General features: G+C 61.2%; 23 protein-coding genes. 14 read left to right on the top strand and 9 right to left on the bottom strand.

Translation table 11 applies throughout. The features are described 5' to 3' along the window. Window positions 1-52 precede the first annotated feature (52 nt). Window positions 53-631: a DUF2796 domain-containing protein gene (locus K0F88_RS28845; protein WP_094470417.1), complete on the bottom strand. Its 579-nt coding sequence runs from the start codon at window positions 629-631 to the stop codon at window positions 53-55. A gap of 134 nt (window positions 632-765) precedes the next feature. On the opposite strand from K0F88_RS28845, the gene K0F88_RS28840 reads away from it, so the two are divergent. Beyond that, window positions 766-1107, top strand: a complete 342-nt coding sequence (locus tag K0F88_RS28840) for a hypothetical protein (protein ID WP_094470418.1) — start codon at window positions 766-768, stop codon at window positions 1105-1107. Window positions 1108-1121: 14 nt separating this feature from the next. Here the strand turns inward: K0F88_RS28840 and trxA are convergent, their stop codons facing one another. The 3 genes from trxA to K0F88_RS28825 all read right to left on the bottom strand — a co-directional run bounded on the left by trxA (window position 1122) and on the right by K0F88_RS28825 (window position 3290). Next, window positions 1122-1994, bottom strand: coding sequence for a thioredoxin (gene trxA, locus K0F88_RS28835; protein ID WP_219097484.1), 873 nt, complete (start codon window positions 1992-1994; stop codon window positions 1122-1124). A 145-nt stretch (window positions 1995-2139) separates the two neighbouring features. Continuing rightward, window positions 2140-2829, bottom strand: a complete 690-nt coding sequence (locus K0F88_RS28830; RefSeq protein ID WP_219097483.1) for a methyltransferase — start codon at window positions 2827-2829, stop codon at window positions 2140-2142. Continuing rightward, window positions 2826-3290, bottom strand: coding sequence for a YbaY family lipoprotein (locus K0F88_RS28825; RefSeq protein ID WP_094470446.1), 465 nt, complete (start codon window positions 3288-3290; stop codon window positions 2826-2828). Before K0F88_RS28825 ends, K0F88_RS28830 begins: the two co-directional genes overlap by 4 nt. A gap of 128 nt (window positions 3291-3418) precedes the next feature. On the opposite strand from K0F88_RS28825, the gene nrdR reads away from it, so the two are divergent. The 12 genes from nrdR to K0F88_RS28765 all read left to right on the top strand — a co-directional run bounded on the left by nrdR (window position 3419) and on the right by K0F88_RS28765 (window position 12228). Then, window positions 3419-3883 (top strand): transcriptional regulator NrdR, encoded by a 465-nt coding sequence (gene nrdR, locus K0F88_RS28820; protein WP_003228656.1) that lies wholly within the window; start codon window positions 3419-3421, stop codon window positions 3881-3883. Next, window positions 3880-5013, top strand: a complete 1134-nt coding sequence (gene ribD / locus K0F88_RS28815; RefSeq protein WP_219097482.1) for a bifunctional diaminohydroxyphosphoribosylaminopyrimidine deaminase/5-amino-6-(5-phosphoribosylamino)uracil reductase RibD — start codon at window positions 3880-3882, stop codon at window positions 5011-5013. The genes nrdR and ribD overlap by 4 nt, the downstream gene beginning before the upstream one ends. Before the next feature lie 46 nt (window positions 5014-5059). Beyond that, the gene (locus tag K0F88_RS28810; RefSeq protein ID WP_010467322.1) at window positions 5060-5722 is read left to right on the top strand and encodes a riboflavin synthase; all 663 of its coding nucleotides are present in this window, start codon (window positions 5060-5062) and stop codon (window positions 5720-5722) included. Window positions 5723-5738: 16 nt separating this feature from the next. Next, a complete protein-coding gene (gene ribBA, locus K0F88_RS28805) occupies window positions 5739-6830 on the top strand; it encodes a bifunctional 3,4-dihydroxy-2-butanone-4-phosphate synthase/GTP cyclohydrolase II (RefSeq protein WP_109635198.1) in 1092 nt (363 codons plus the stop codon). Between the two features lie 91 nt (window positions 6831-6921). After that, window positions 6922-7398 (top strand): 6,7-dimethyl-8-ribityllumazine synthase, encoded by a 477-nt coding sequence (gene ribE / locus K0F88_RS28800; RefSeq protein WP_003185938.1) that lies wholly within the window; start codon window positions 6922-6924, stop codon window positions 7396-7398. Continuing rightward, entirely contained in the window at window positions 7395-7895 is a 501-nt protein-coding gene (nusB, locus tag K0F88_RS28795) for a transcription antitermination factor NusB (protein WP_219097481.1), read from the top strand. The genes ribE and nusB overlap by 4 nt, the downstream gene beginning before the upstream one ends. Window positions 7896-7916: 21 nt before the next feature. Then, the gene (thiL, locus tag K0F88_RS28790) at window positions 7917-8882 is read left to right on the top strand and encodes a thiamine-phosphate kinase (protein WP_219097480.1); all 966 of its coding nucleotides are present in this window, start codon (window positions 7917-7919) and stop codon (window positions 8880-8882) included. Then, window positions 8879-9382, top strand: coding sequence for a phosphatidylglycerophosphatase A (locus K0F88_RS28785; protein ID WP_008033735.1), 504 nt, complete (start codon window positions 8879-8881; stop codon window positions 9380-9382). Before thiL ends, K0F88_RS28785 begins: the two co-directional genes overlap by 4 nt. Before the next feature lie 22 nt (window positions 9383-9404). Further along, a complete protein-coding gene (locus K0F88_RS28780; RefSeq protein WP_094470427.1) occupies window positions 9405-10142 on the top strand; it encodes an ABC transporter substrate-binding protein in 738 nt (245 codons plus the stop codon). Between the two features lie 252 nt (window positions 10143-10394). Further along, window positions 10395-11012, top strand: coding sequence for a GTP cyclohydrolase II (gene ribA / locus K0F88_RS28775; protein WP_219097479.1), 618 nt, complete (start codon window positions 10395-10397; stop codon window positions 11010-11012). Next, a complete protein-coding gene (locus tag K0F88_RS28770) occupies window positions 11009-11428 on the top strand; it encodes an MFS transporter (RefSeq protein WP_219097478.1) in 420 nt (139 codons plus the stop codon). Before ribA ends, K0F88_RS28770 begins: the two co-directional genes overlap by 4 nt. After that, window positions 11428-12228: a cobalamin-binding protein gene (locus tag K0F88_RS28765; RefSeq protein WP_219097477.1), complete on the top strand. Its 801-nt coding sequence runs from the start codon at window positions 11428-11430 to the stop codon at window positions 12226-12228. Before K0F88_RS28770 ends, K0F88_RS28765 begins: the two co-directional genes overlap by 1 nt. Before the next feature lie 108 nt (window positions 12229-12336). Here K0F88_RS28765 and K0F88_RS28760 read toward each other — a convergent pair whose 3' ends face one another. The 5 genes from K0F88_RS28760 to K0F88_RS28740 form a co-directional block, all read right to left on the bottom strand. Further along, a complete protein-coding gene (locus K0F88_RS28760; RefSeq protein WP_219097476.1) occupies window positions 12337-14220 on the bottom strand; it encodes a TonB-dependent receptor domain-containing protein in 1884 nt (627 codons plus the stop codon). Between the two features lie 156 nt (window positions 14221-14376). Beyond that, window positions 14377-16275 (bottom strand): 1-deoxy-D-xylulose-5-phosphate synthase, encoded by a 1899-nt coding sequence (dxs, locus tag K0F88_RS28755; protein WP_219097475.1) that lies wholly within the window; start codon window positions 16273-16275, stop codon window positions 14377-14379. Between the two features lie 91 nt (window positions 16276-16366). After that, window positions 16367-17269, bottom strand: coding sequence for a (2E,6E)-farnesyl diphosphate synthase (gene ispA, locus K0F88_RS28750; protein WP_219097474.1), 903 nt, complete (start codon window positions 17267-17269; stop codon window positions 16367-16369). Continuing rightward, window positions 17266-17508 (bottom strand): exodeoxyribonuclease VII small subunit, encoded by a 243-nt coding sequence (locus K0F88_RS28745; RefSeq protein WP_007894317.1) that lies wholly within the window; start codon window positions 17506-17508, stop codon window positions 17266-17268. Before K0F88_RS28745 ends, ispA begins: the two co-directional genes overlap by 4 nt. A gap of 248 nt (window positions 17509-17756) precedes the next feature. Next, entirely contained in the window at window positions 17757-18902 is a 1146-nt protein-coding gene (locus K0F88_RS28740; protein ID WP_219097473.1) for a Fic family protein, read from the bottom strand. A gap of 276 nt (window positions 18903-19178) precedes the next feature. On the opposite strand from K0F88_RS28740, the gene K0F88_RS28735 reads away from it, so the two are divergent. Further along, a complete protein-coding gene (locus K0F88_RS28735) occupies window positions 19179-19970 on the top strand; it encodes a YfaP family protein (RefSeq protein WP_094470435.1) in 792 nt (263 codons plus the stop codon). Window positions 19971-19974: the final 4 nt, after the last annotated feature.

The following is a 19974-nucleotide window of genomic DNA, read 5'->3' as shown; positions in this document are numbered from 1 at the left end:
GTTCGGCCGCTATCGCGAGCAGGCTCGCTCCCACAGGGGATCTTCGGTGAATTCAGAATTTCAGGGCGGCAGCCTTGGCCGTCACTTCAACCCCTTGCTGCCCGCTCGGGCTGATCAGCTGTACCTGAATCTTCTGGGTGGCCGGGAAAGTGTTGAAGATATTTGCCAGGTCCAGGGTTTTCAGCGCGCCGGGGGCTGAGCAGGTGAATTGGTAGTGGGCGTGGATTTCGCTGTGGTCGTGGTGATGCTCGTCTTTGGCATCGTGATCGTCATCAGCATCCGGCTTGTCACCAAACAACGGGCTTTCCAGTTCCTGGGTCGCCACCACGCAACCGGCGGCTTTCGCCAGGTTGAACAGTGCCAACGGTTTCTCAAGCTGCGCACGAGCGGCGGCGACCTTGGCCTTGTCGGCGTCCGTGGAGGCAACGTGTTCGAAGCCCACCAGGTTCATCGCCGGGCTTTCCAGTTCCAGCTCCAGGGTCTGACCGTCCAGCGCTGCATTCAGGCGACCGACGCCATGTTCGTGGGCGCTGAGGCTGCCGTGTTCATGGTCATGATCATGTTCTTCAGCCGCGTGGGCGACGGCCAGCGGCAACAGGGCGAACGGCAGAGCGAGCAGCAGACGGCGCATGGCGGGTCTCCGAAAGTAAAATGAAGAGTTTGTTATGTAATCTTATAACGAAAGTGCGGGAAGTTTGACCGTCTGCTTGGCGTTGCGCAAGTCACATGGGAGCATGCACGTCAGAAATGTGCAGGAGCAGACTTATGTTGCGAATTCGCGGAAGCATCGGCGACTGGCCGGTGGATTTGACGCTGGAGATGGACGACGGTGATTGGGCGCGGCTGGGTGCGCAGTTGCAGGTGGTCAAGCCTGAGGCCAGTGTCGCCCCGGCCAAACCGGTGAATCAGGATGATGCGCTGTGGCAGGTCGCCAAAGACTTGCTGCGCAAGGCCGGGCATTTGAGCGGGCCGGATCTGCTGGAGCAGCTGGAAGGACTGACCGGCAGCGCGGGATCAGGCAAACGCCTGTTGGTGCGCCTGCGCCATTGCGCGGATGTGAAGGTGACGAGCGGCGGGGATACGCCGCTCTACAGCTGGATCGAGTAAATCGCAAAGATCTTTCAATAAAGCGCGGCAAACAACTTGCGGCGGTAGGTGGTCACCAACGGGTGATCATTGCCCAGCAGTTCGAACACCTGCAGCAAGGTCTTGTGCGGCAAGCCTTCGCTGTAGCTGCGATTGCGGATGAACAGCTTCAGCAGCGCATCCAGCGCGGCGTCGTACTGCTGACGGGCCAGTTGCTGGATTGCCAGCTGATACACCGCTTCATCGTCTTGCGGGTTTTTCGCCAGGCGCGCTTTCAGGTCTGCGGCATCCGGCAAATCCTTGGCCTGGCCAAGGAACTGGATCTGCGCCTTGGCGCCGGCCAGCGCTGCTTTGTGCTCGTCGCTTTTCACTGCGTCGAGCACGGTTTGCGCTTCGCCCAGTTCGCCCCGTTCAGTCAGGCAACGGGCGTAGAGGATCAAGGCGCCAGCGTTGGTGTTGTCTTCGCCCAGCAGCACTTTGAGCGCGGCTTCGGCATCGGCGAAACGGCTGTCGTCGAACAGGGCCTGGGCTTGCTCGAATGGATCGGCCGCTGCGGGTGGCGGCATTTGCACGTGAGGCTCAAGCATCGCCCGCACGGCGGATTCCGGCTGTGCACCGGCAAAACCGTCCACCGGCTGACCGTCTTTGAACAACACCACCGTCGGCAGGCTGCGAATACCGAAGCGGGCGACGATGTCTTGTTCGAGATCGCAATTGACCTTGGCCAGCAGCAACTCACCCTGGTAGCTCTCGGCGATGGTTTGCAGCATCGGCATCAGCACTTTGCACGGCGCACACCATTCGGCCCAGAAATCCACCAGCACCGGTTTGTGGAAAGAATTCTCGATCACCGACTGGTCGAAATCGGCGGTCGTGGCGTCGAAGATGTACGGCGTTTCCTGACTCATGGGGGATCTCGTAAAAGCGTGAATGGGGCAACTATAAGGCTTGATGGGGGGCGGCCGGAAGCGAATGGCAGTTAGTCATCGAGTGTCTGGCGTATTGTCATCGCGAGCAAGCTCGCTCCCACAGAGATCTTTGGGATGACGTAGATCACCTGTGGGAGCGAGCTTGCTCGCGATGCTCTTGGCTGCGCCGCGCGTGGTACAGGCTCACATGCCGAAACTCTTCCGGCTCGGCCAGATCCGGCAAGGTCATCGCCTCCAGCATTTCGATGCGTTGATACAGCGGATGCCTGAAATCCCTCACCCGCGAATCCGCCACCAGCGCCTCCTTGCCACGGCTCAAAAACTCATCGAGCAACGGCAGATTCGCCCGGTCGTAGAGCACGTCGGCCACCAGAATCAGATCAAACCGATCCGCCTCGGCGAAAAAGTCCGTTGAGTAGCTCAGCTCCACTTGATTGAGTTCAGCATTCGCCCGACAGGCGGCAATCGCCAGCGGGTCGAGGTCACAGGCTACCACTTCCAGTGCCCCGGCCTTGACGGCCGCGATCCCCGCCACCCCGGAACCAGCACCAAAATCCAGCACCCGCTTGCCTTCGACCCATTCAGGGAATGCGGCGAGATAGCGGGCAACCGCCAGGCCGCTGGCCCAGCAGAAACTCCAGTAGGGCGGTTCATGCAGAATCCGCCGGGTTTCTTCGGGGCTGAACGCGCGGTCCATGTTATCGCCGTCGATCAGCCAGAGTTTCAGCTCGGTATCGGGCAATGCGACCGGCACAAGCTGCGCATCACCGAGCAATTCACCCAACGCTTGTTGCAGGTCGAGCGGTGCAATCATGGCGCTTTGACGAATTGCAGCTGACCCAAGGCCTGGGTTGTCGGCTGGGTAATGACCTGCGAGGGCAGGTGCAAAATCAACTGGCCAGACTGGCTGGCACGACCGCGCAATTCAACGCGAACGCCGGCCGGGAACGATTCCGGGTTGAAGCGCAGGTGAAACGGCAGAACCTGATTGGTGCCGATCAGGCTCGAACTGGCGAGCAATTGTTGCGGGCGGTCCTGGGCATCGATCACCAGCAGCGCCAGTTCGACTTCGGCACCGGCCGGTATGCCTTGCAGGGTGCCGCTCAATTCACGCTGATACGCGGGCAGCGGGCCGAGGTTGGCGGACTCCTTGGCTTTTTTCTGCGCGGCTTGTGGGGCTGGCCCTGGTGTCGGCGGCTGGGGTTTGGGCGCATCGCTGCTGCAGGCCACCAGCAGGCTGAAAACACTGAGCAATACGAGTGGTCTTAGGGACATTTGCGGCTCCAGCAAGGTGAAATCCATGGATCAAGCTCTATAGTCCGTCTGTATACCGCAAACCCTATGGCTTGTCTTGCCACGGGGATGCGCTACCATGGCCCTCCCTTTTTTTGTTGCCTGCCACCATGCACTGTCCCTTCTGCGGTGCCAACGACACCAAGGTCATCGACTCGCGTCTGGTCGCCGAGGGCGAACAGGTGCGCCGCCGGCGTGAATGCCTGGCCTGCGGCGAGCGTTTCACGACGTTCGAGACCGCCGAACTGGTGTTGCCGCGCCTGATCAAAACCGACGGTAGCCGTCAGCCCTTCGACGAAGAAAAACTGCGCGCCGGCATGCAGCGTGCGCTGGAGAAACGCCCGGTGAGTGTCGAGCGCCTCGAATCGTCGCTGGTGCACATCAAACACAAACTGCGCGCCACCGGCGAGCGCGAGGTCAAATCCCTCGTGGTCGGTGAACTGGTGATGGCCGAGCTGCAAAAGCTCGATGAAGTCGCCTACATTCGTTTCGCCTCCGTGTATCGGCGCTTCCAGGACCTCAATGAGTTCCGTGAAGAGATCGATCGCCTGGCCCGTGAGCCGGTGAAAGAATGACCACGTCCCCAGAACAAGCCATCCTCGACGCCCATTACATGGCCCGCGCCCTGGAACTGGCGCGCAAAGGTCATTACACGACGCACCCCAACCCTCGCGTTGGCTGCGTGATCGTGCGTGACGGGCAGATTGTCGGCGAAGGCTGGCATGTGCGCACCGGCGAGCCCCACGCTGAAGTCCACGCCCTGCGTGCCGCAGGCGATAAGGCCCGAGGCGCCACCGCTTACGTAACCCTCGAACCGTGCAGCCACCACGGCCACACGCCGCCTTGCGCCGATGCGCTGGTGAATGCCGGCCTTGCGCGGGTCGTCGCGGCGATGCAGGACCCGAATCCGTCGGTGGCCGGTCGCGGCATGCAACGCTTGGCCCAGGCCGGGATCGCCATCGAAAGTGGCGTGCTGGAAGGCGAGGCGCGCAAGCTCAATCAAGGCTTCCTCAAGCGCATGGAACATGGCTTGCCGTTCGTGCGGGTCAAGTTGGCCATGAGCCTGGACGGTCGCACGGCGATGGAAAGCGGCGAGAGCCAATGGATCACCGGCCCGGCCGCACGTTCGGCGGTACAACGCCTGCGAGCCCAGGCCAGCGTGGTGCTGACCGGCGCCGACACGGTGCTGGCGGACAACGCCCGCTTGACCGTGCGTGCCGATGAGCTGGGCCTGGACGCCGAGCAAACGGCCCTGGCCATGAGCCGTCCACCGCTGCGCGTGCTGATCGACGGCCGTCTGCGAGTGCCACTGGATGCACCGTTCTTCAAGGCCGGCCCGGCATTGGTCGCCACCTGCATGGCGATTGAAGAGCAATATGCCAACGGTCCGGAATGCCTGATCGTGGCGGGCGACGATGGTTTGGTTGACCTGCGCAAGTTGCTGGTCGAACTGGCCAATCGCGGGGTCAACGAAGTGTTGGTCGAAGCAGGTCCGCGTCTGGCCGGGGCTTTTGCCCAGCAAGGGCTGGTGGACGAATTCCAGATTTTCATCGCCGGCAAGTTCCTTGGCTCCTCGGCCCGGCCGTTGCTGGACTGGCCGCTGGCGCAAATGAAGGACGCGCCCGAGCTCAAAATCACCGAAATCCGCGCGGTTGGCGATGACTGGCGAGTCATCGCCATTCCTGCGCCAGCGGCGAGCGTATAATTCCCGGCCTGCGCCACGCGACGGCCCTGTTCTCGAGGAGGACTCCATGTTTACCGGCATCATCGAATCCATCGGCAGTATTCGTGCATTGACCCCAAAAGGCGGAGATGTGCGGGTCCACGTAGAAACCGGCAAGCTCGATTTGAGCGACGTCAAACTGGGCGACAGCATCGCGGTCAACGGCGTGTGCCTGACCGCGGTTGAATTGCCAGGCAACGGCTTTGCGGCGGACGTCAGTCGCGAAACCCTCGACTGCACCGCCATGAATGACCTGAAAAGCGGCAGCCCGGTGAACCTGGAAAAAGCCCTGACCCCGACCACTCGCCTCGGCGGGCACCTGGTCAGCGGTCACGTCGATGGTGTGGGTGAAGTGGTTTCCCGTACCGAGAATGCTCGCGCCGTGGAATTCCGCATCCGTGCGCCGAAGGATCTGGCCAAGTACATCGCCCATAAAGGCTCGATCACCGTCGACGGCACCAGCCTGACCGTGAACGCGGTCGATGGCGCCGAGTTCATGCTGACGATCATTCCCCACACCTTGAGCGAAACCATCATGGCGTCTTATCAGCCAGGTCGCCGGGTGAACCTTGAAGTCGACTTGCTTGCCCGTTATCTGGAGCGCCTGTTGCTGGGCGATAAGGCCGCAGAGCCAACTTCTGGAAACATCACCGAAAGCTTTCTGGCCGCCAACGGCTACCTCAAATCCTGACCCAAGGGGGTGCCTTGTGGCGCTCAATAGCATCGAAGAACTGGTTGAAGATATCCGCCAAGGCAAGATGGTCATCCTCATGGATGACGAAGACCGCGAGAACGAAGGCGACCTGATCATGGCCGCCGAGTGCTGCAAGGCCGAACACATCAACTTCATGGCCAAGCACGCCCGTGGCCTGATCTGCATGCCGATGAGCCGCGAGCGTTGCGAGCTGCTCAAGCTGCCCTTGATGGCGCCGCGCAACGGTTCCGGCTTTGGCACCAAGTTCACTGTGTCCATCGAAGCGGCCGAAGGCGTGACCACCGGGATCTCGGCTGCCGACCGCGCTCGCACCGTGCAAGCGGCCGCCGCGAAAGACGCCAAGGCTGAAGACATCGTCAGCCCCGGGCACATTTTCCCGCTGATGGCCCAAGCCGGCGGCACCCTGGCGCGCGCTGGCCATACCGAGGCGGCGTGCGACCTGGCGCGCATGGCCGGTTTCGAGCCGAGCGGTGTGATCTGTGAAGTGATGAACGACGACGGCACCATGTCCCGTCGCACCGAACTCGAAGCGTTTGCGGCTGAACACAACATCAAGATCGGCACCATTGCCGACCTGATTCACTACCGGATGATCCACGAACGTACCGTTCAGCGGATTGCCGAGCAGCCTTTGGACAGCGAACTGGGCCAGTTCAACCTGGTGACCTATCGTGATTCCGTGGAAGGCGACGTGCACATGGCCCTGACCCTGGGCACCGTGTGCGCCGAAGAACCGACCCTGGTTCGTGTGCACAACATGGACCCGCTGCGAGACCTGTTGATGGTCAAGCAACCGGGCCGCTGGAGCCTGCGCGCCGCCATGGCTGCGGTGGCCGAGGCGGGCAGCGGCGTGGTGCTGCTGCTCGGTCACCCGCTTGATGGCGACGTGTTGCTGGCGCACATCCGTGAAACTGCGGATCAGACCGCCGTGAAAAAACCGACCACCTACAGCATCGTCGGTGCCGGTTCGCAGATCCTTCGGGACCTGGGCGTGCGCAAAATGCGCTTGATGTCTGCGCCAATGAAATTTAATGCGATATCCGGTTTCGATCTGGAAGTTGTAGAATACGTGCCCTCCGAATAATGACCGGTTGTTTCCAGTCCTTGATTCGCGGCTAACACATCACCGAGGGATGCGTAGAAAACGCGTCCCGGCTCTTTAAGAGATCTAACGAATGACCCTGAAGACCATCGAAGGTACCTTCATCGCCCCTAAAGGCCGCTACGCTCTGGTAGTGGGCCGTTTCAACAGCTTCGTCGTTGAAAGCCTGGTCAGCGGTGCAGTTGATGCCCTGGTTCGCCACGGCGTGAGCGAAAGCGACATCACCATCATCCGCGCGCCTGGCGCCTTCGAAATCCCGCTGGTTGCGCAGAAAGTCGCTCAGAAGGGCGAGTACGCGGCAATCATCGCCCTGGGCGCGGTCATTCGTGGCGGTACTCCGCACTTCGAATACGTGGCTGGCGAATGCACCAAGGGCCTGGCCCAGGTGTCCATGGAGTTCGGCGTTCCGGTCGCTTTCGGCGTCCTGACCGTTGATTCCATCGAGCAAGCCATCGAACGTTCCGGCACCAAGGCCGGTAACAAAGGTGCCGAGGCTGCCCTGTCCGCTCTGGAAATGGTCAGCCTGCTGGCGCAGTTGGAGGCCAAGTGATTAGCGACGACAGCGATCAGTTCAACCCGCGCGATCCAAAGCCTGCGGATGCCGGCAAGCCATCGAAAAGCGTCAAGCGTCGCGAAGCTCGTCAGCTCGCGACCCAGGCGCTGTACCAATGGCACATGGCCAAGCAGTCGCTGAACGAGATCGAAGCGCAGTTCCGGGTCGATAACGATTTCAGCGATGTCGACGGCGCCTACTTCCGTGAAATCCTGCACGGGGTTCCAGCGCAGAAGGACAAGATCGACGCCGCTCTCAAGCCTTGCCTGGACCTGACCATCGAAGAGCTGGACCCGGTTGAACTGGCGGTATTGCGCCTGTCCACCTGGGAACTGCTTGAGCGTGTCGACGTCCCGTACCGCGTTGTGATCAACGAAGGTATCGAGCTGGCGAAAGTCTTCGGTTCCACCGACGGCCACAAATTCGTCAACGGTGTACTCGACAAGCTGGCCCCGCGTCTGCGTGAAGCTGAAGTGAAGGCGTTCAAGCGCTAATCGGCGCTTGATAGCTGCCACATGGGCGAGTTTGAGCTGATCCGCAATTTCTTCGCCGCCGCGCCTTGTGCGCAAGGCGGCGAAGGCGTTGCCCTCGGGATCGGCGATGACTGCGCCTTGCTCGCTGTTCCCCCCGGGGAGCAGTTGGCGATTTCCACCGACACGCTGGTTGCCGGCGTGCATTTCGCAGAGCCTTGCGACCCGTTTCTGCTCGGTCAGCGTTCGCTGGCTGTAGCCGTCAGTGATCTGGCCGCCATGGGCGCCACCCCCGTTGCCTTTACCCTTGCCCTGACCTTGCCGACGGTGGCCGCCGATTGGCTGGACGCCTACGCCCGTGGTTTGAACGTCATGGCGCAGAGCTGCGGGGTGACGCTGGTGGGCGGCGATACCACGCGCGGGCCGCTGAGCCTGACCATAACCGTGTTCGGTCGTGTGCCGGCCGGCAAGGCGTTGACCCGAGGCGGTGCGCAGCCTGGTGATTTGCTCTGCGTGGGCGGTGAGTTGGGCAATGCGGCGGGTGCCTTGCCCCTAGTGCTGGGGCAGCGTACGGCTGACGCCGCCATCGCCGATCCATTGCTGGCCCATTACTGGTCGCCCCAGCCGCAGCTGGCGTTGGGTCAGGCGCTGCGCGGCAAAGCCACGTCGGCGCTGGATATCTCCGACGGCCTGCTCGCTGACTGCGGGCATATTGCCCTGGCGTCGAAGGTCGGCATTCAGGTTGAACGGGACCGATTGCCGCTGTCGAACGCTTTAGTGGCCTTCCTCGGCCAATCGGGCGCCGAAGCGGCAGCGTTGAGCGGCGGGGACGATTACGTGTTGGCCTTCACCCTACCGTCCGTCGAGTTGCCCGCGTTGCTGGTCGCCGGCTGGCCGATCCATGTGGTCGGCAGGGTAGAGGCCGGGCAGGGCGTGGTACTGCTGGACGCCGATGGACAGGACATCACCCCGCAAACCCGGGGTTATCAACATTTTCGGGAGACACCGTGACAGATCATCCCAAACAGGTCCCGGCGGAATTCGTACCGCCTTCGGTCTGGCGCAATCCCTGGCATTTCCTGGCGTTCGGCTTCGGTTCGGGTACCTTGCCAAAGGCACCGGGCACCTGGGGTTCGTTAGTTGCGCTACCCTTTATCCCGTTGTGGCAGATGCTGCCCGACTGGGGTTACTGGCTGATGCTCGGCATCACCATGCTGTTTGGCTTCTGGCTGTGCGGCAAGGTTGCCGACGATTTGCGGGTACACGACCACGAAGGCATCGTCTGGGACGAAATGGTCGGGATGTGGATCACCCTGTGGCTGGTGCCGGAAGGCTGGTACTGGTTGCTGGCGGGGTTCTTGGTGTTCCGCTTCTTCGACATTCTCAAGCCCTGGCCGATTCACTGGATCGACCGGCATGTGCACGGTGGCGTCGGGATCATGCTCGATGACGTATTGGCAGGCGTGTTTGCGTGGTTGGCGATGCAAGGGCTGGTATGGATTTTCGCCTGATGGGCGAGACAGGGGACTAAGGATGGCTCGGCGCTGGTTGGCTGCGATGATGTTGACCATGTTTTGCTCGATCGCCCACGCGGGCGATGCTGCGACGACGCCGTCCGTGATTCACCTGGCCAGCGAAGACTGGGAAGACTACACCGCCGCTGACGGTCATGGCCTGGGTTGGGACGTGCTGCGGGAGGTGTTCGAGCCGGCCGGTGTCAAACTGGACATTCGCACCGAGCCTTACACCCGCTCCGTAGGCCTGGCCCAACTCCGCGAAGTGGATGCCTGTGTTGGCTCCTACCGCAACGAGAACAGCGATCTGCTTTATCCGCGCTGGAATTTCGATACCGATCACATCTATGCCCTGGGCCTGGCGAGCAATCCGGCACCGACCCCGGAGACGCTGGGCAACTATCGACTGGCCTGGGTTCGCGGCTATGACTTCCAGGATTACCTGCCCAACGTGCGGCGCTATAACGAAGTCATCCGGCGCACCGGCATTTTGTCGATGCTGACCCACAACCGCGCCGACTATTACATCGATGCGCTGACCGAAGTCGACTACGTCCTCAAGTGGGCCAAGGATCCTTCGCAGTTTCGGCGCACCCACATCGCGGAATTGCCGCTGTACCTGTGCTTCGCCGATACGCCAAAGGCTCGCACGTTGATGGCGCTGTTCGATGAGCGCATGGAGTTGCTGGTGAAAAGCGGCCGGTTGAAACCGATCTTCGAACGCTGGAAGCAGCCGTATCCGTTTGCCCCGAATTGAGCGCAGATTTCGCGGTACACGGCGAACTTTGTAGGAGCCGGCTTGCTGGCGATAGCGTCCGTTCAGTCGATAATCATGTCGGTTGACCCACAGCTATCGCCAGCAAGCCGGCTCCTACAGGCGTTGTTGCGCATTCGGGGATCTAACTTTTAGATCGTTATGCCCCATAATTCAGCCTAAGCGTCTGTAGGAACCTGCTGTTACAATGCCGCCTCTGCGAATCTCCAGTACTTATTAATCAGGAGCACACCGGTGCCTGTCGTTTTTGTCGCCGCTTCCAAGCTGCCAACACCCTTTGCGCAATTCACCATGCACGGCTTTCTCGATGAAGAGAACGGGCGCGAGCACGTGGTGCTGAGCCTGGGTGAGTTCGCCGACGGTGCCCCGGTACTCGGCCGGTTGCACTCCGAATGCCTGACCGGCGATGCCTTGTTCAGCCAGCGTTGCGACTGCGGCTCGCAGCTTGAGGCCGCCTTGCAAGCCATCGCCCGTGAAGGCCGTGGCGTGTTGCTTTATCTGCGCCAGGAAGGTCGTGGCATTGGCCTTTTGAACAAAATCCGCGCCTATGAGTTGCAGGATGGCGGTGCCGACACCGTTGAAGCCAACGAGCGTTTGGGCTTCGCCGCCGACCAGCGTGACTACGCCATGTGCCTGCCGATGCTGCAGCACCTGGGCGTGAAATCCCTGCGCCTGATGACCAACAACCCGCGCAAGGTCAAAGCCTTGACCGACATGGGCATCGTGGTCGCCGAGCGCGTACCGCTGCACACCGGACATAACCCGCACAACAAACTCTACCTGGCCACCAAGGCCAGCAAGCTCGACCACATGATGGGCAACGAGCATCAGGGCGAGGCAGACCGGGCGTGACGCGCGGTCAAGTACGGCGGCGATTGTCCTTCAACTGGTGGCAATACCTGGCCATGGCCCTGGTGCCGCTGTTTGTGATCAATGGCGTGTTCGGCCAGGGTGAAGCCATCCTGCCGGTGCTGGCGATGCCATTGTTCATTGCCGGGGTCGCGTCGATGTTTGTCAGCCTGAAGTTTTTCGGCAGCTACAAGCACGCACTGATCGCCACCCAGAAAGCCCTCGACACTCCTGAAGAACCCGCCGCCTGGATTACCCTGGCCGCCAAGCGCCGCACGGCGTTGCTGGTCGCGAGCCTGCCGGCCTGGATCGGCGCGTTGGCGGTGTTCGTCGGCCTCGAAGCGGTGCCGTTGGTGCTGCTGGCGCTGTCGACCACGGTGCTGTTTTATCTCTACCGTATCCCGCGTCAGCTCGGCTGATGTTTCGCTTCTGGCTGGCGCTGATGCTGCTGGCCGGCAGCGGCATGGCCTCTGCTGTCGAGCGCGTTGTCAGTCTCGCGCCGTCTCTGTCTGAAATCGTTGTCGAACTGGGCTCCGCGGACCTTCTGGTCGGCGTGCTGGACGCCGGAGAGCGTCCTGCCGAACTCAATGGGCTTCCATCGGTTGGCCGCTACGGCCAGTTGGACATGGAGCGATTGCTAAGCCTCAAACCCGATTTGCTGCTGCTCTGGCCCGGCAGCGTTGGTCCGGCCCAGCGCGAGCAGCTCAAGCGACTGAACATCCCCACGTATGTCGCCGAACCCCACAACCTCGAACAACTGACCGCGCAGATTGAAGCGATTGCCACCCAGCTCGGTCGTCCTGAGCGTGGCGTTTCATTGGCTGCGCAATTACGCCAGCGCCTGGATGTATTGCGCCAGCGTTATCGTCGGGATAAACCGTTGCGGGTGTTTTATCAGGTCTGGGATCGACCGCTGTACACCGTTGGCGGCGGGCAGATCATCAGTGATGCACTTGAAGTGTGCGGGGCGCGCAATGTGTTTGCCGATCTGACATTGCCGGCGCCGCAGGTCAGCGTCGAGGCGGTGTTGCAGCGTAATCCCGAGGTGATTCTGGCCAGTGATCAGGCGCAGCTGGAGGCTTGGAAAGCCTGGCCTCAGGTGACGGCGGTGGCACAGGGGCGGTTGCTGTTGGTGGCGGACAAGGGGCTGGAGAGACCGAGTGGGCAGATGATCGAAGCGACGGCCAAGTTGTGCCATATCATCGCACCGGACCGTTAAGACCGAGGTGCATTCATCGCGGGCAAGCCCGCTCCCACAGAGATCACACTGAACCTGTGGGAGCGGGCTTGCCCGCGATGAGGCCAGTGTAAACACAGACATTTCAGATCAGATTTCAGGCGTCCAGGTCACCCCAAACATCCACGCCCGACCTTCCTCGCGATACCCATACTGACTGCCATCATGGGTGTACAACGCCCGGCTATAGCCTTTGTCCAGGAGGTTATCGACCTTCAGCTCAAGCTTGATCTCGCGATTCAATTCCCAGCTGCTGCGCAACCCCAACAGGGCATATCCACCCAACGGCTGTTGATTGTTCAAGTCGTCATAGCTGCTGCTCACCGCTTGCCAGCTGGCGCCGAGGCCGAACCGGTCGAACTGTCGATCCAGGTCCAGGCTCAAGGTGCGCCGCGCACGACGGGCCAGGGTATGGCCACTGTCGCGATCCCTCGGGTCGATGATCGCCACGCCGAGGTTGCTCTGCCAGCCGAACAGTTCCTGTTTCAGAGCCGCCTCGAACCCGTTGATCCGCGCCGAAGCCACGTTCTTTGGCCGTGAGTTGCTGCCAAAAATAATCGCGTCTTCAAGGTCCGTGCGGTACAGCGAAGTTTCGAGACGACTGGTCTCGGTCAACTGACTGCGCCATTGCAGCTCATAGCTTTTCGAGGTTTCAGGCTTCAGGTCCGGGTTGCTGAAATCGGGGTAGTACAAGTCATTGAAGGTCGGCGCGCGGAAACCTTCGCTGTAGGTCAGCAATACGTCGTTGTCCGGGTTCAGCGGCAGGGTGAAGGTGCCGCTCCAGCTGTTCTGGCCACCGAACTGCTGGTTCTGGTCCCGGCGCACACCCAGTTCTGTGGAGAACCTGTCCGCCTGGTAGCGATGCTGGATAAACGCCGCGCGGTTCCAGCGGCTGTCCTCGTCGAACGGGGTGCTACTGTTGATCCGGTCTTCGTACCAGTCGCCGCCGAGAATCAGGCTGTTGCGCTCATTGAGCGTCAGGTCGTTCTGCCAGTTCACCGAATCACGGTACGTGTTGAACACGCTGCGCTCATCGCTGAGTTTGTCCAGGGTCTTCTCGCGATTTTCGCTGTGACCGAATTCGACGCGGGTTTTCCAGATATCGTTGACCCGGGCATCGACATAACTGCTGATGCTGCTCACGACAAAGTCGCTGTAGGGCTGCTGCTGGAGCGATTCGAAGGTCGTTGGGTCGAAGCGCCCGAATGGATTGTCGAACTCGCTTTTGCCGCGGTTATCCAGCAGGTTGAAGCCGATTTCGATGTCGTCGGTGAGGGCATGGCTCAGGCTCAGACTGACCGATTTATTGCGGTATTCGTCATGATCGCCGTCGCTGGGATAGGACTCGTGGGTGCGGTTGATCCCGGCCGTTTCATCGAGGCTGGCGCCGAGGTTGAAGCGGGTTTTCTCATCGCCGCCGGATAATCCGAGGCTGCGTTCCCACGTCTGATTGCTGCCAAGCCCCACGTGCATACGTGGATGCAGGCCTTGTTCGCCACCACGGCGAGTGAAAATCTGGACCACGCCGCCAATCGCATCACTGCCATAAATCACCGAACGGGAGCCGCGCAGCACTTCCACGCGCTCGACCTGCTCGATGTTGATGTGTTGCAGGTTGCTGTCGCCGGAAGTCGAGTTGCCGATGCGTTGACCGTCCACCAGCACCAGGCTCTGCGCCGACTGGGTCCCGCGAATGTAGATCCCCGGCAGACTGCCGCGCCCGCCGGTCTGCACGACCTGCACGCCGGGTACCCGACTCAGCAAGTCCGTGACGCTACCCGGTTGCAGGCGGTCGATGTCGTCGCGGGTGAAAACAGTGTTGGCGGCGCTGCTGTCGTTGCGCGCTTCGACCTGACGGTTGGCGCTGATCAGCACCTCAGGGAGTTTCAGGGCTTGATCGCGTTCGAAGGTGTCAGCCAGGAGTTGACCGGCTGGCAGCAGCGTCAGCGTGAGGGCGAGGGGGGAGAGTTTCATCGGTAATCCGTTGACGCTTTAAAGCGAACACAAATTTTGAAAGGCACACAGAACACTGTGGGAGCGGGCTTGCCCGCGATTTCGGTGTGTCAGTCAAAATTGATGTCGACTGATCCACCGTAATCGCGGGCAAGCCCGCTCCCACAGGTTTTGCGTTTAGATGTTGAGCAGGGTCAGGCGCTCACGCACCGAAGCCTCGATCCCTGCCTCATCCAGCCCACACTCGGCCAGCATCTGCGCAGGCTTCGCGTGCTCGACGTAACTGTCCGGCAAGCCCAGGTGCAGCATCGACTTGAGGATGTTTTCACGCGCCAGGAACTCGCTGACCGCGCCACCGGCACCGCCCATGATCGCGTTCTCTTCGATCGTCACCAGCAACTCATGGCTGCCGGCGACTTCGCGAACCAGCGCTTCATCCAGCGGTTTGACGAAACGCATGTCGACCACGGTGGCATCCAGCGTCTCGGCGACTTTCAGCGCCTCAGCCAATTGCACGCCGAACACCAGCAGGGCGACTTTGCTGCCCTGGCGGCGAACCACACCTTTGCCGATTTCGATCGGTTGCAGGTCTTTCTCGATCGTTGCATTCGGGCCGGTGCCGCGCGGATAACGCACCGCCGCCGGGCCGTTGAACAGGTGCCCGGTGGTGAGCATTTTGCGCAGTTCGTTTTCGTCGCTCGGGGTCATCACCAGCATGCCGGGGATGCAACGCAGGAACGACAGGTCGAAGCTGCCCGCATGGGTCGGGCCGTCTTCACCCACCAGACCTGCGCGGTCGATGGCGAACAGCACGTCGAGGTTTTGCACCGCGACGTCATGGATCAGTTGGTCGTAACCGCGTTGCAGGAAGGTCGAATAAATCGCCACAACAGGTTTCGCGCCTTCGCAGGCCATGCCGGCGGCGAGGGTCACGGCGTGTTGCTCGGCAATTGCCACGTCGAAGTAGCGCAGCGGGAAACGCTCGCTGAACGCCACCAGGTCGGAGCCTTCTTTCATCGCCGGGGTGATGCCCACCAAACGGGGATCAGACGCGGCCATGTCGCACAGCCATTCGCCGAACACACCGGAATACTTCGGCCCGCCGGATTTCTTCGGTGCAGCGGCCGGCGCATCAACGGGTTCAAGCTTGGTGATGGCGTGGTAACCGATCGGGTCGACTTCCGCCGGGGCGAAGCCTTTGCCTTTCTTGGTGACGACGTGCAGGAACTGCGGGCCTTTGAGATCGCGCATGTTGCGCAGGGTGGCGATCAGGGTCGGCAGGTCGTGGCCATCGATCGGGCCGATGTAGTTCCAGCCCAGCTCTTCAAACAGCGTGCCGGGGACCAGCATACCTTTTGCGTATTCTTCGGTGCGACGGGCGATTTCCCAGGCGCCGGGCAGGCGCGACAGGACCTTTTTGCTGCCTTCACGCATGCTCGCGTAAGTGCGGCTGGACAGGATCTTCGCCAGGTAATTCGACAGCCCGCCGACGTTGCGCGAGATCGACATGTCGTTGTCGTTGAGGATCACCAGCATGTTGGCGTTCACTTCCGGCGCATGGTTCAGCGCTTCGAACGCCATGCCCGCGGTCAGTGCGCCGTCGCCGATCACGGCAATGGCCTTGCGATCACTGTTCTGCAGGCGGGCGGCAATGGCCATGCCCAGCGCTGCGCTGATCGAGGTGCTGGAGTGGCCGACGCCAAAGGTGTCGTACTCGCTCTCGGAACGACGCGGGAAGGCGGCAACGCCGTCCTTCTGGCGCAGGGTGCCCATGCGCTCGCGACGGCCGGTGAGGATTTTATGCGGGTAGGCCTGATGACCCACGTCCCACACCAGCCGGTCATCCGGGGTGTCGAAGACGTAATGCAACGCGATGGTCAGCTCGATGACGCCCAGGCCTGCACCGAAATGCCCGCCGGTCTGACCGACCGTGTAGAGCAATTCCAGGCGCAACTCATCGGCCAGGGTTTCCAGCTCGGCTTCGCCTAACCGGCGCAGGCCGTCCGGCGTGTTGGCACGGTCGAGCAGGGGCGTGGTCGGGCGCTTGCGGGGAATCTCATGAAACGTCGTGGGCATCAGGCGAATCGTTATAGGTATAAAAGATGCGGCAGTTTACCTGATGCATCGCCCCCTGCCCACGCGTTGCTCTTTTTTGGCGGATACGCTGTCAGCTGCGGCGTTCGACGATATAGCGGGCCAGATCACGCAACGGCTCGGCTGCCGCGTCAAACGGTCGCAGCGCGTGCAGGGCCTGATCGCGCAGTTCCAGGGCGTAAGCCTTGGCCGCGTCGAGGCCGAGCAGGGCCGGGTAGGTCGGCTTGTCGCGCGCGATGTCGGCGCCCTGGCGTTTACCGAGGGTTTCGGTATCGCTCTCGACGTCGAGAATGTCGTCCTGCACCTGGAATGCCAAACCGATGGCCTGTGCATAAGTCTGCAGCGACTTCAGTTCGTCCTTCTCGGCACGGCCGCTGGCCAGGGCGCCGAGTTTGACGCTGACTTCGATCAGCGCGCCGGTCTTGTGCCGGTGCATGGTTTCGAGGGCTTTTTGATCGAGTTTCAGACCGACCGAGCCGAGGTCGATGGCTTGGCCGCCGACCATGCCGGCCGGGCCTGCCGCCAACGCCAGGGCGCTGACCATCTGCAAGCGGAGGTGATCGGAGGTGAGAGCAGCGTCCGACGAGCTCAGGCGCGGGTCGAGCAGGGCGCTGAAGGCCAGGCTCTGCAAGCCGTCACCAGCCAGAATCGCGCAGGCTTCATCGAATTTTTTGTGAGTGGTCGGCTGGCCGCGACGCAGATCGTCGTCGTCCATGGCCGGCAGGTCGTCGTGTACCAGGGAATAAGCGTGAATCAGCTCCACCGCGCAGGCCGCGCCGTTGGCTTGCTCAGCTTTGCCGCCAAGCGCTTCGCACGCCGCGTAGGCCAGCAGCGGGCGGACCCGTTTGCCGCCATTCATCACGCTGTAGCGCATGGCTTCGTACAACCGCGCGAGCTCAGGGCTCGGCGCGGTGAACAGGGTTTCCAGTGCAGCGTTGACGCGGGCCTGGCTGGTCGCCGAATACGCTGCAATCATTCTGGCTGATCCGCGTCGAAGGGTTCCTCGGCCAGCTCGCCATCACGCTCGAGCAGCACTTGAACCTTTTGCTCGGCCTGGGCCAGCGCCGCCTGGCAATCGCGGGTCAGACCGATGCCCTGCTCGAAAGCCGTCAGCGAGTCTTCCAGCGACAATTCGCCGTTCTCCAGTCGCTCCACCAGCGTTTGCAGGTCAGCGAGAGATTGTTCGAAATCCAGTGCAGCTTTTTTGCGGGCCATGGCGGCTATTTCCGGTTGACGTTAAACCGGCGCGACACTAGCAGACATGGGGGTTATGGGCAAATGAGCGGGTGTCTGAGGCCTGTTCTGTGACGAGGGGGCTGTCCTGATTCCAATCAGTCCAGGATTTGCACAATCCCTGTGGGAGCGGGCTTGCCCGCGATAGCGGTAGATCAGTCACTATCAATGTTGAATGTTAAACCGTCATCGCGGGCAAGCCCGCTCCCACAGGTGCGGGTTTCAACAGGTCATTGTGTTGAGTCTTCGCGATAACGGATCTGGTATCGAGTATTGCGCCCACCGCCTGGCAGACGCTTCAAATAGCCTTTTTCCAACAGTTCGCTCAGATGACGAGTGGCAGTCGCTTTGGATACGTTCGCCACAGCCTGATACTGCGCCGCACTGATGCCATTCTCGAAACCGCGTTCCCCGCCATCCAGCAAGCGATTCAGCACTTTGGTCTGCTCCGCCGTTAACGAGGACTCCCGATGCGCCTGCCAGAAGCGCGCCTTGCCCAGCACCGATTCGATCCGCGCCATGGCCTGTTGCAGGCTGCGTAGCAATGTTTGCAGGAACCACTCCAGCCAGAGCGTGATATCCGTCGTCGCTTTCTGACTGTTTTCCAGCACCCGGTAATAACCAGTGCGATCTTCAAGAATGCTCGCCGACATCGCATAAAAACGGATGGCCTGTGCCTCGCCCTGAGCCAGCGCCAGATTGGCGAGGGTTCGTGTCAGGCGACCATTGCCGTCATCGAAAGGGTGCAGGGTGACGAACCAGAAGTGCGCTATGCCGGCCCGCAGCAATGGATCGAGCTCTTCCTGTCGTTGGCTGGTTTCAAACCAGGCAAGGAAATTCTCGAGTTGTTGCTCAAGGCCAAGTCGGGGCGGAGCTTCGAAGTGAACGGTCGGTTTGTCGAGGCGCCCGGAAACTACCTGCATCGGCTCATCTCCGCGCAATGCACCGACATGGATTGAGCGGGCAGCGAAATCCGTTTCCTGATCCGGAAACAGCCATTCATGCCATTCCAGCAATCGCTCCAACGTCAGCGGTTTCGCAAAGTGCTGTGTGGCATCGAGCATCAACTGCGCCAGTCCTTCGCTGCGCTGGCTGACGTGATCGCCATCGACCTGCTCCAGACCCAGGCGCCGCGCCAGCGAAGAGCGGACCGATCCCACATTGAGCTGCTCACCCTCGATTGCCGAAGACGTCACGATGTTCTGCAACAACGCATCCAGTTCGCTCTGCGCACTGAACGAGCTACCCACGGAACTGGCCATGCCCATCAGCTGACCTTGGGCCTGCACGCACTCGCGCAGCAGAGGCGTCAGTCGCTCGGCTTGCCAGTTGAAATTCGGCCAGTCGGGCTGTTGCCAGATCCAGTGAGGTGCCATGAATTCAGGTGCTCCGAGGTCAATGAGCCGAATAATAGTCTATTCGGCTCATTTCGTGAGCCGAATAGCCTCTCTATTCGGCTCACGTCCAAAAAACACCGTGATTCCTGCCGCAAATATAGATGTATCCGATTGTTAAAAAACCGCCAAATAGCTAACCTTCGCGCCTTCTACGACCCAATAGTCACGGGTCTATCTGACGAAACACAGTTTTTGGATCTGTAACGCGCCGAGGATCGGGTGCAAGGTTTCGTTATGCATGGCAGGAGGCGTCACATGCGTTCATTTCTTCTGGTGCTGATGGGGCTGGTCTGCGCGACCGCTGCCTGGGCCGAGCCGACGGCTGAGTTGTCGGAGCCGGTCGGCGGCTGGCGCTTCAACGGCCTGCTCGATCGCAGTGAATACCCGCAAGTCGCCTATCCGACGCCGCCCATCGACCGGGGTGTGCAGCGCAATCGCACGATGATCCAGGGCCAGCTCAAGGCCATTGGCACGCAACGCGGGCCTCATACGCTGGCCGTCAACGGTAACCCTCTGAATCTGTACACCGATGACCAGGGGCGTTTCGCCCGGCCGTATGCGTTCGGTGCCGGCTCCAACAGCGTTGAAGTGCGTAGCGCCGAAGGCAAATCACTCAAGCGCGTTCAATTCTATGAAGCCAACAACCTGCGCACCCCGGCGCGGATTCGTGTGGTGTTGGGCTGGGATGACCCGAAAGCCGAACTCGATCTGCACATCGTGACCCCCGACGGCCAGCACGCGTTCTGGGCGCGCCCGGCGATGAGCAATGGCGGCGGGCTGGATCCGGACGGCGTCGATGGCCCCGGCCCGGAAATGTTCACCATGACCGCGCCGATGCATGGCACCTATCTGGTTTACGTGAACTATTGGGGCAACTTCGGCAGCGGCGGCTATAACTTCGATGAGACCAGCAACCAGAACGAGGTGATCACCTCGCAGATCAACCTGGTGCTCAACGAAAACACTGTCGACGAAAAACGCGAGACCTTCATCGTGCCCCTGCGGGCCATCGGTGACCTGCTGCTGGTCAAGACTTTCAACTATTAAGCAT

This window comes from Pseudomonas sp. UMAB-40, assembly GCF_900095275.1.
GTDB lineage: Bacteria > Pseudomonadota > Gammaproteobacteria > Pseudomonadales > Pseudomonadaceae > Aquipseudomonas > Aquipseudomonas mandelii_B.
The sequence above is the reverse complement of the archived record's forward strand: the minus strand, read 5'-3'. Positions and strand labels throughout refer to the sequence as shown.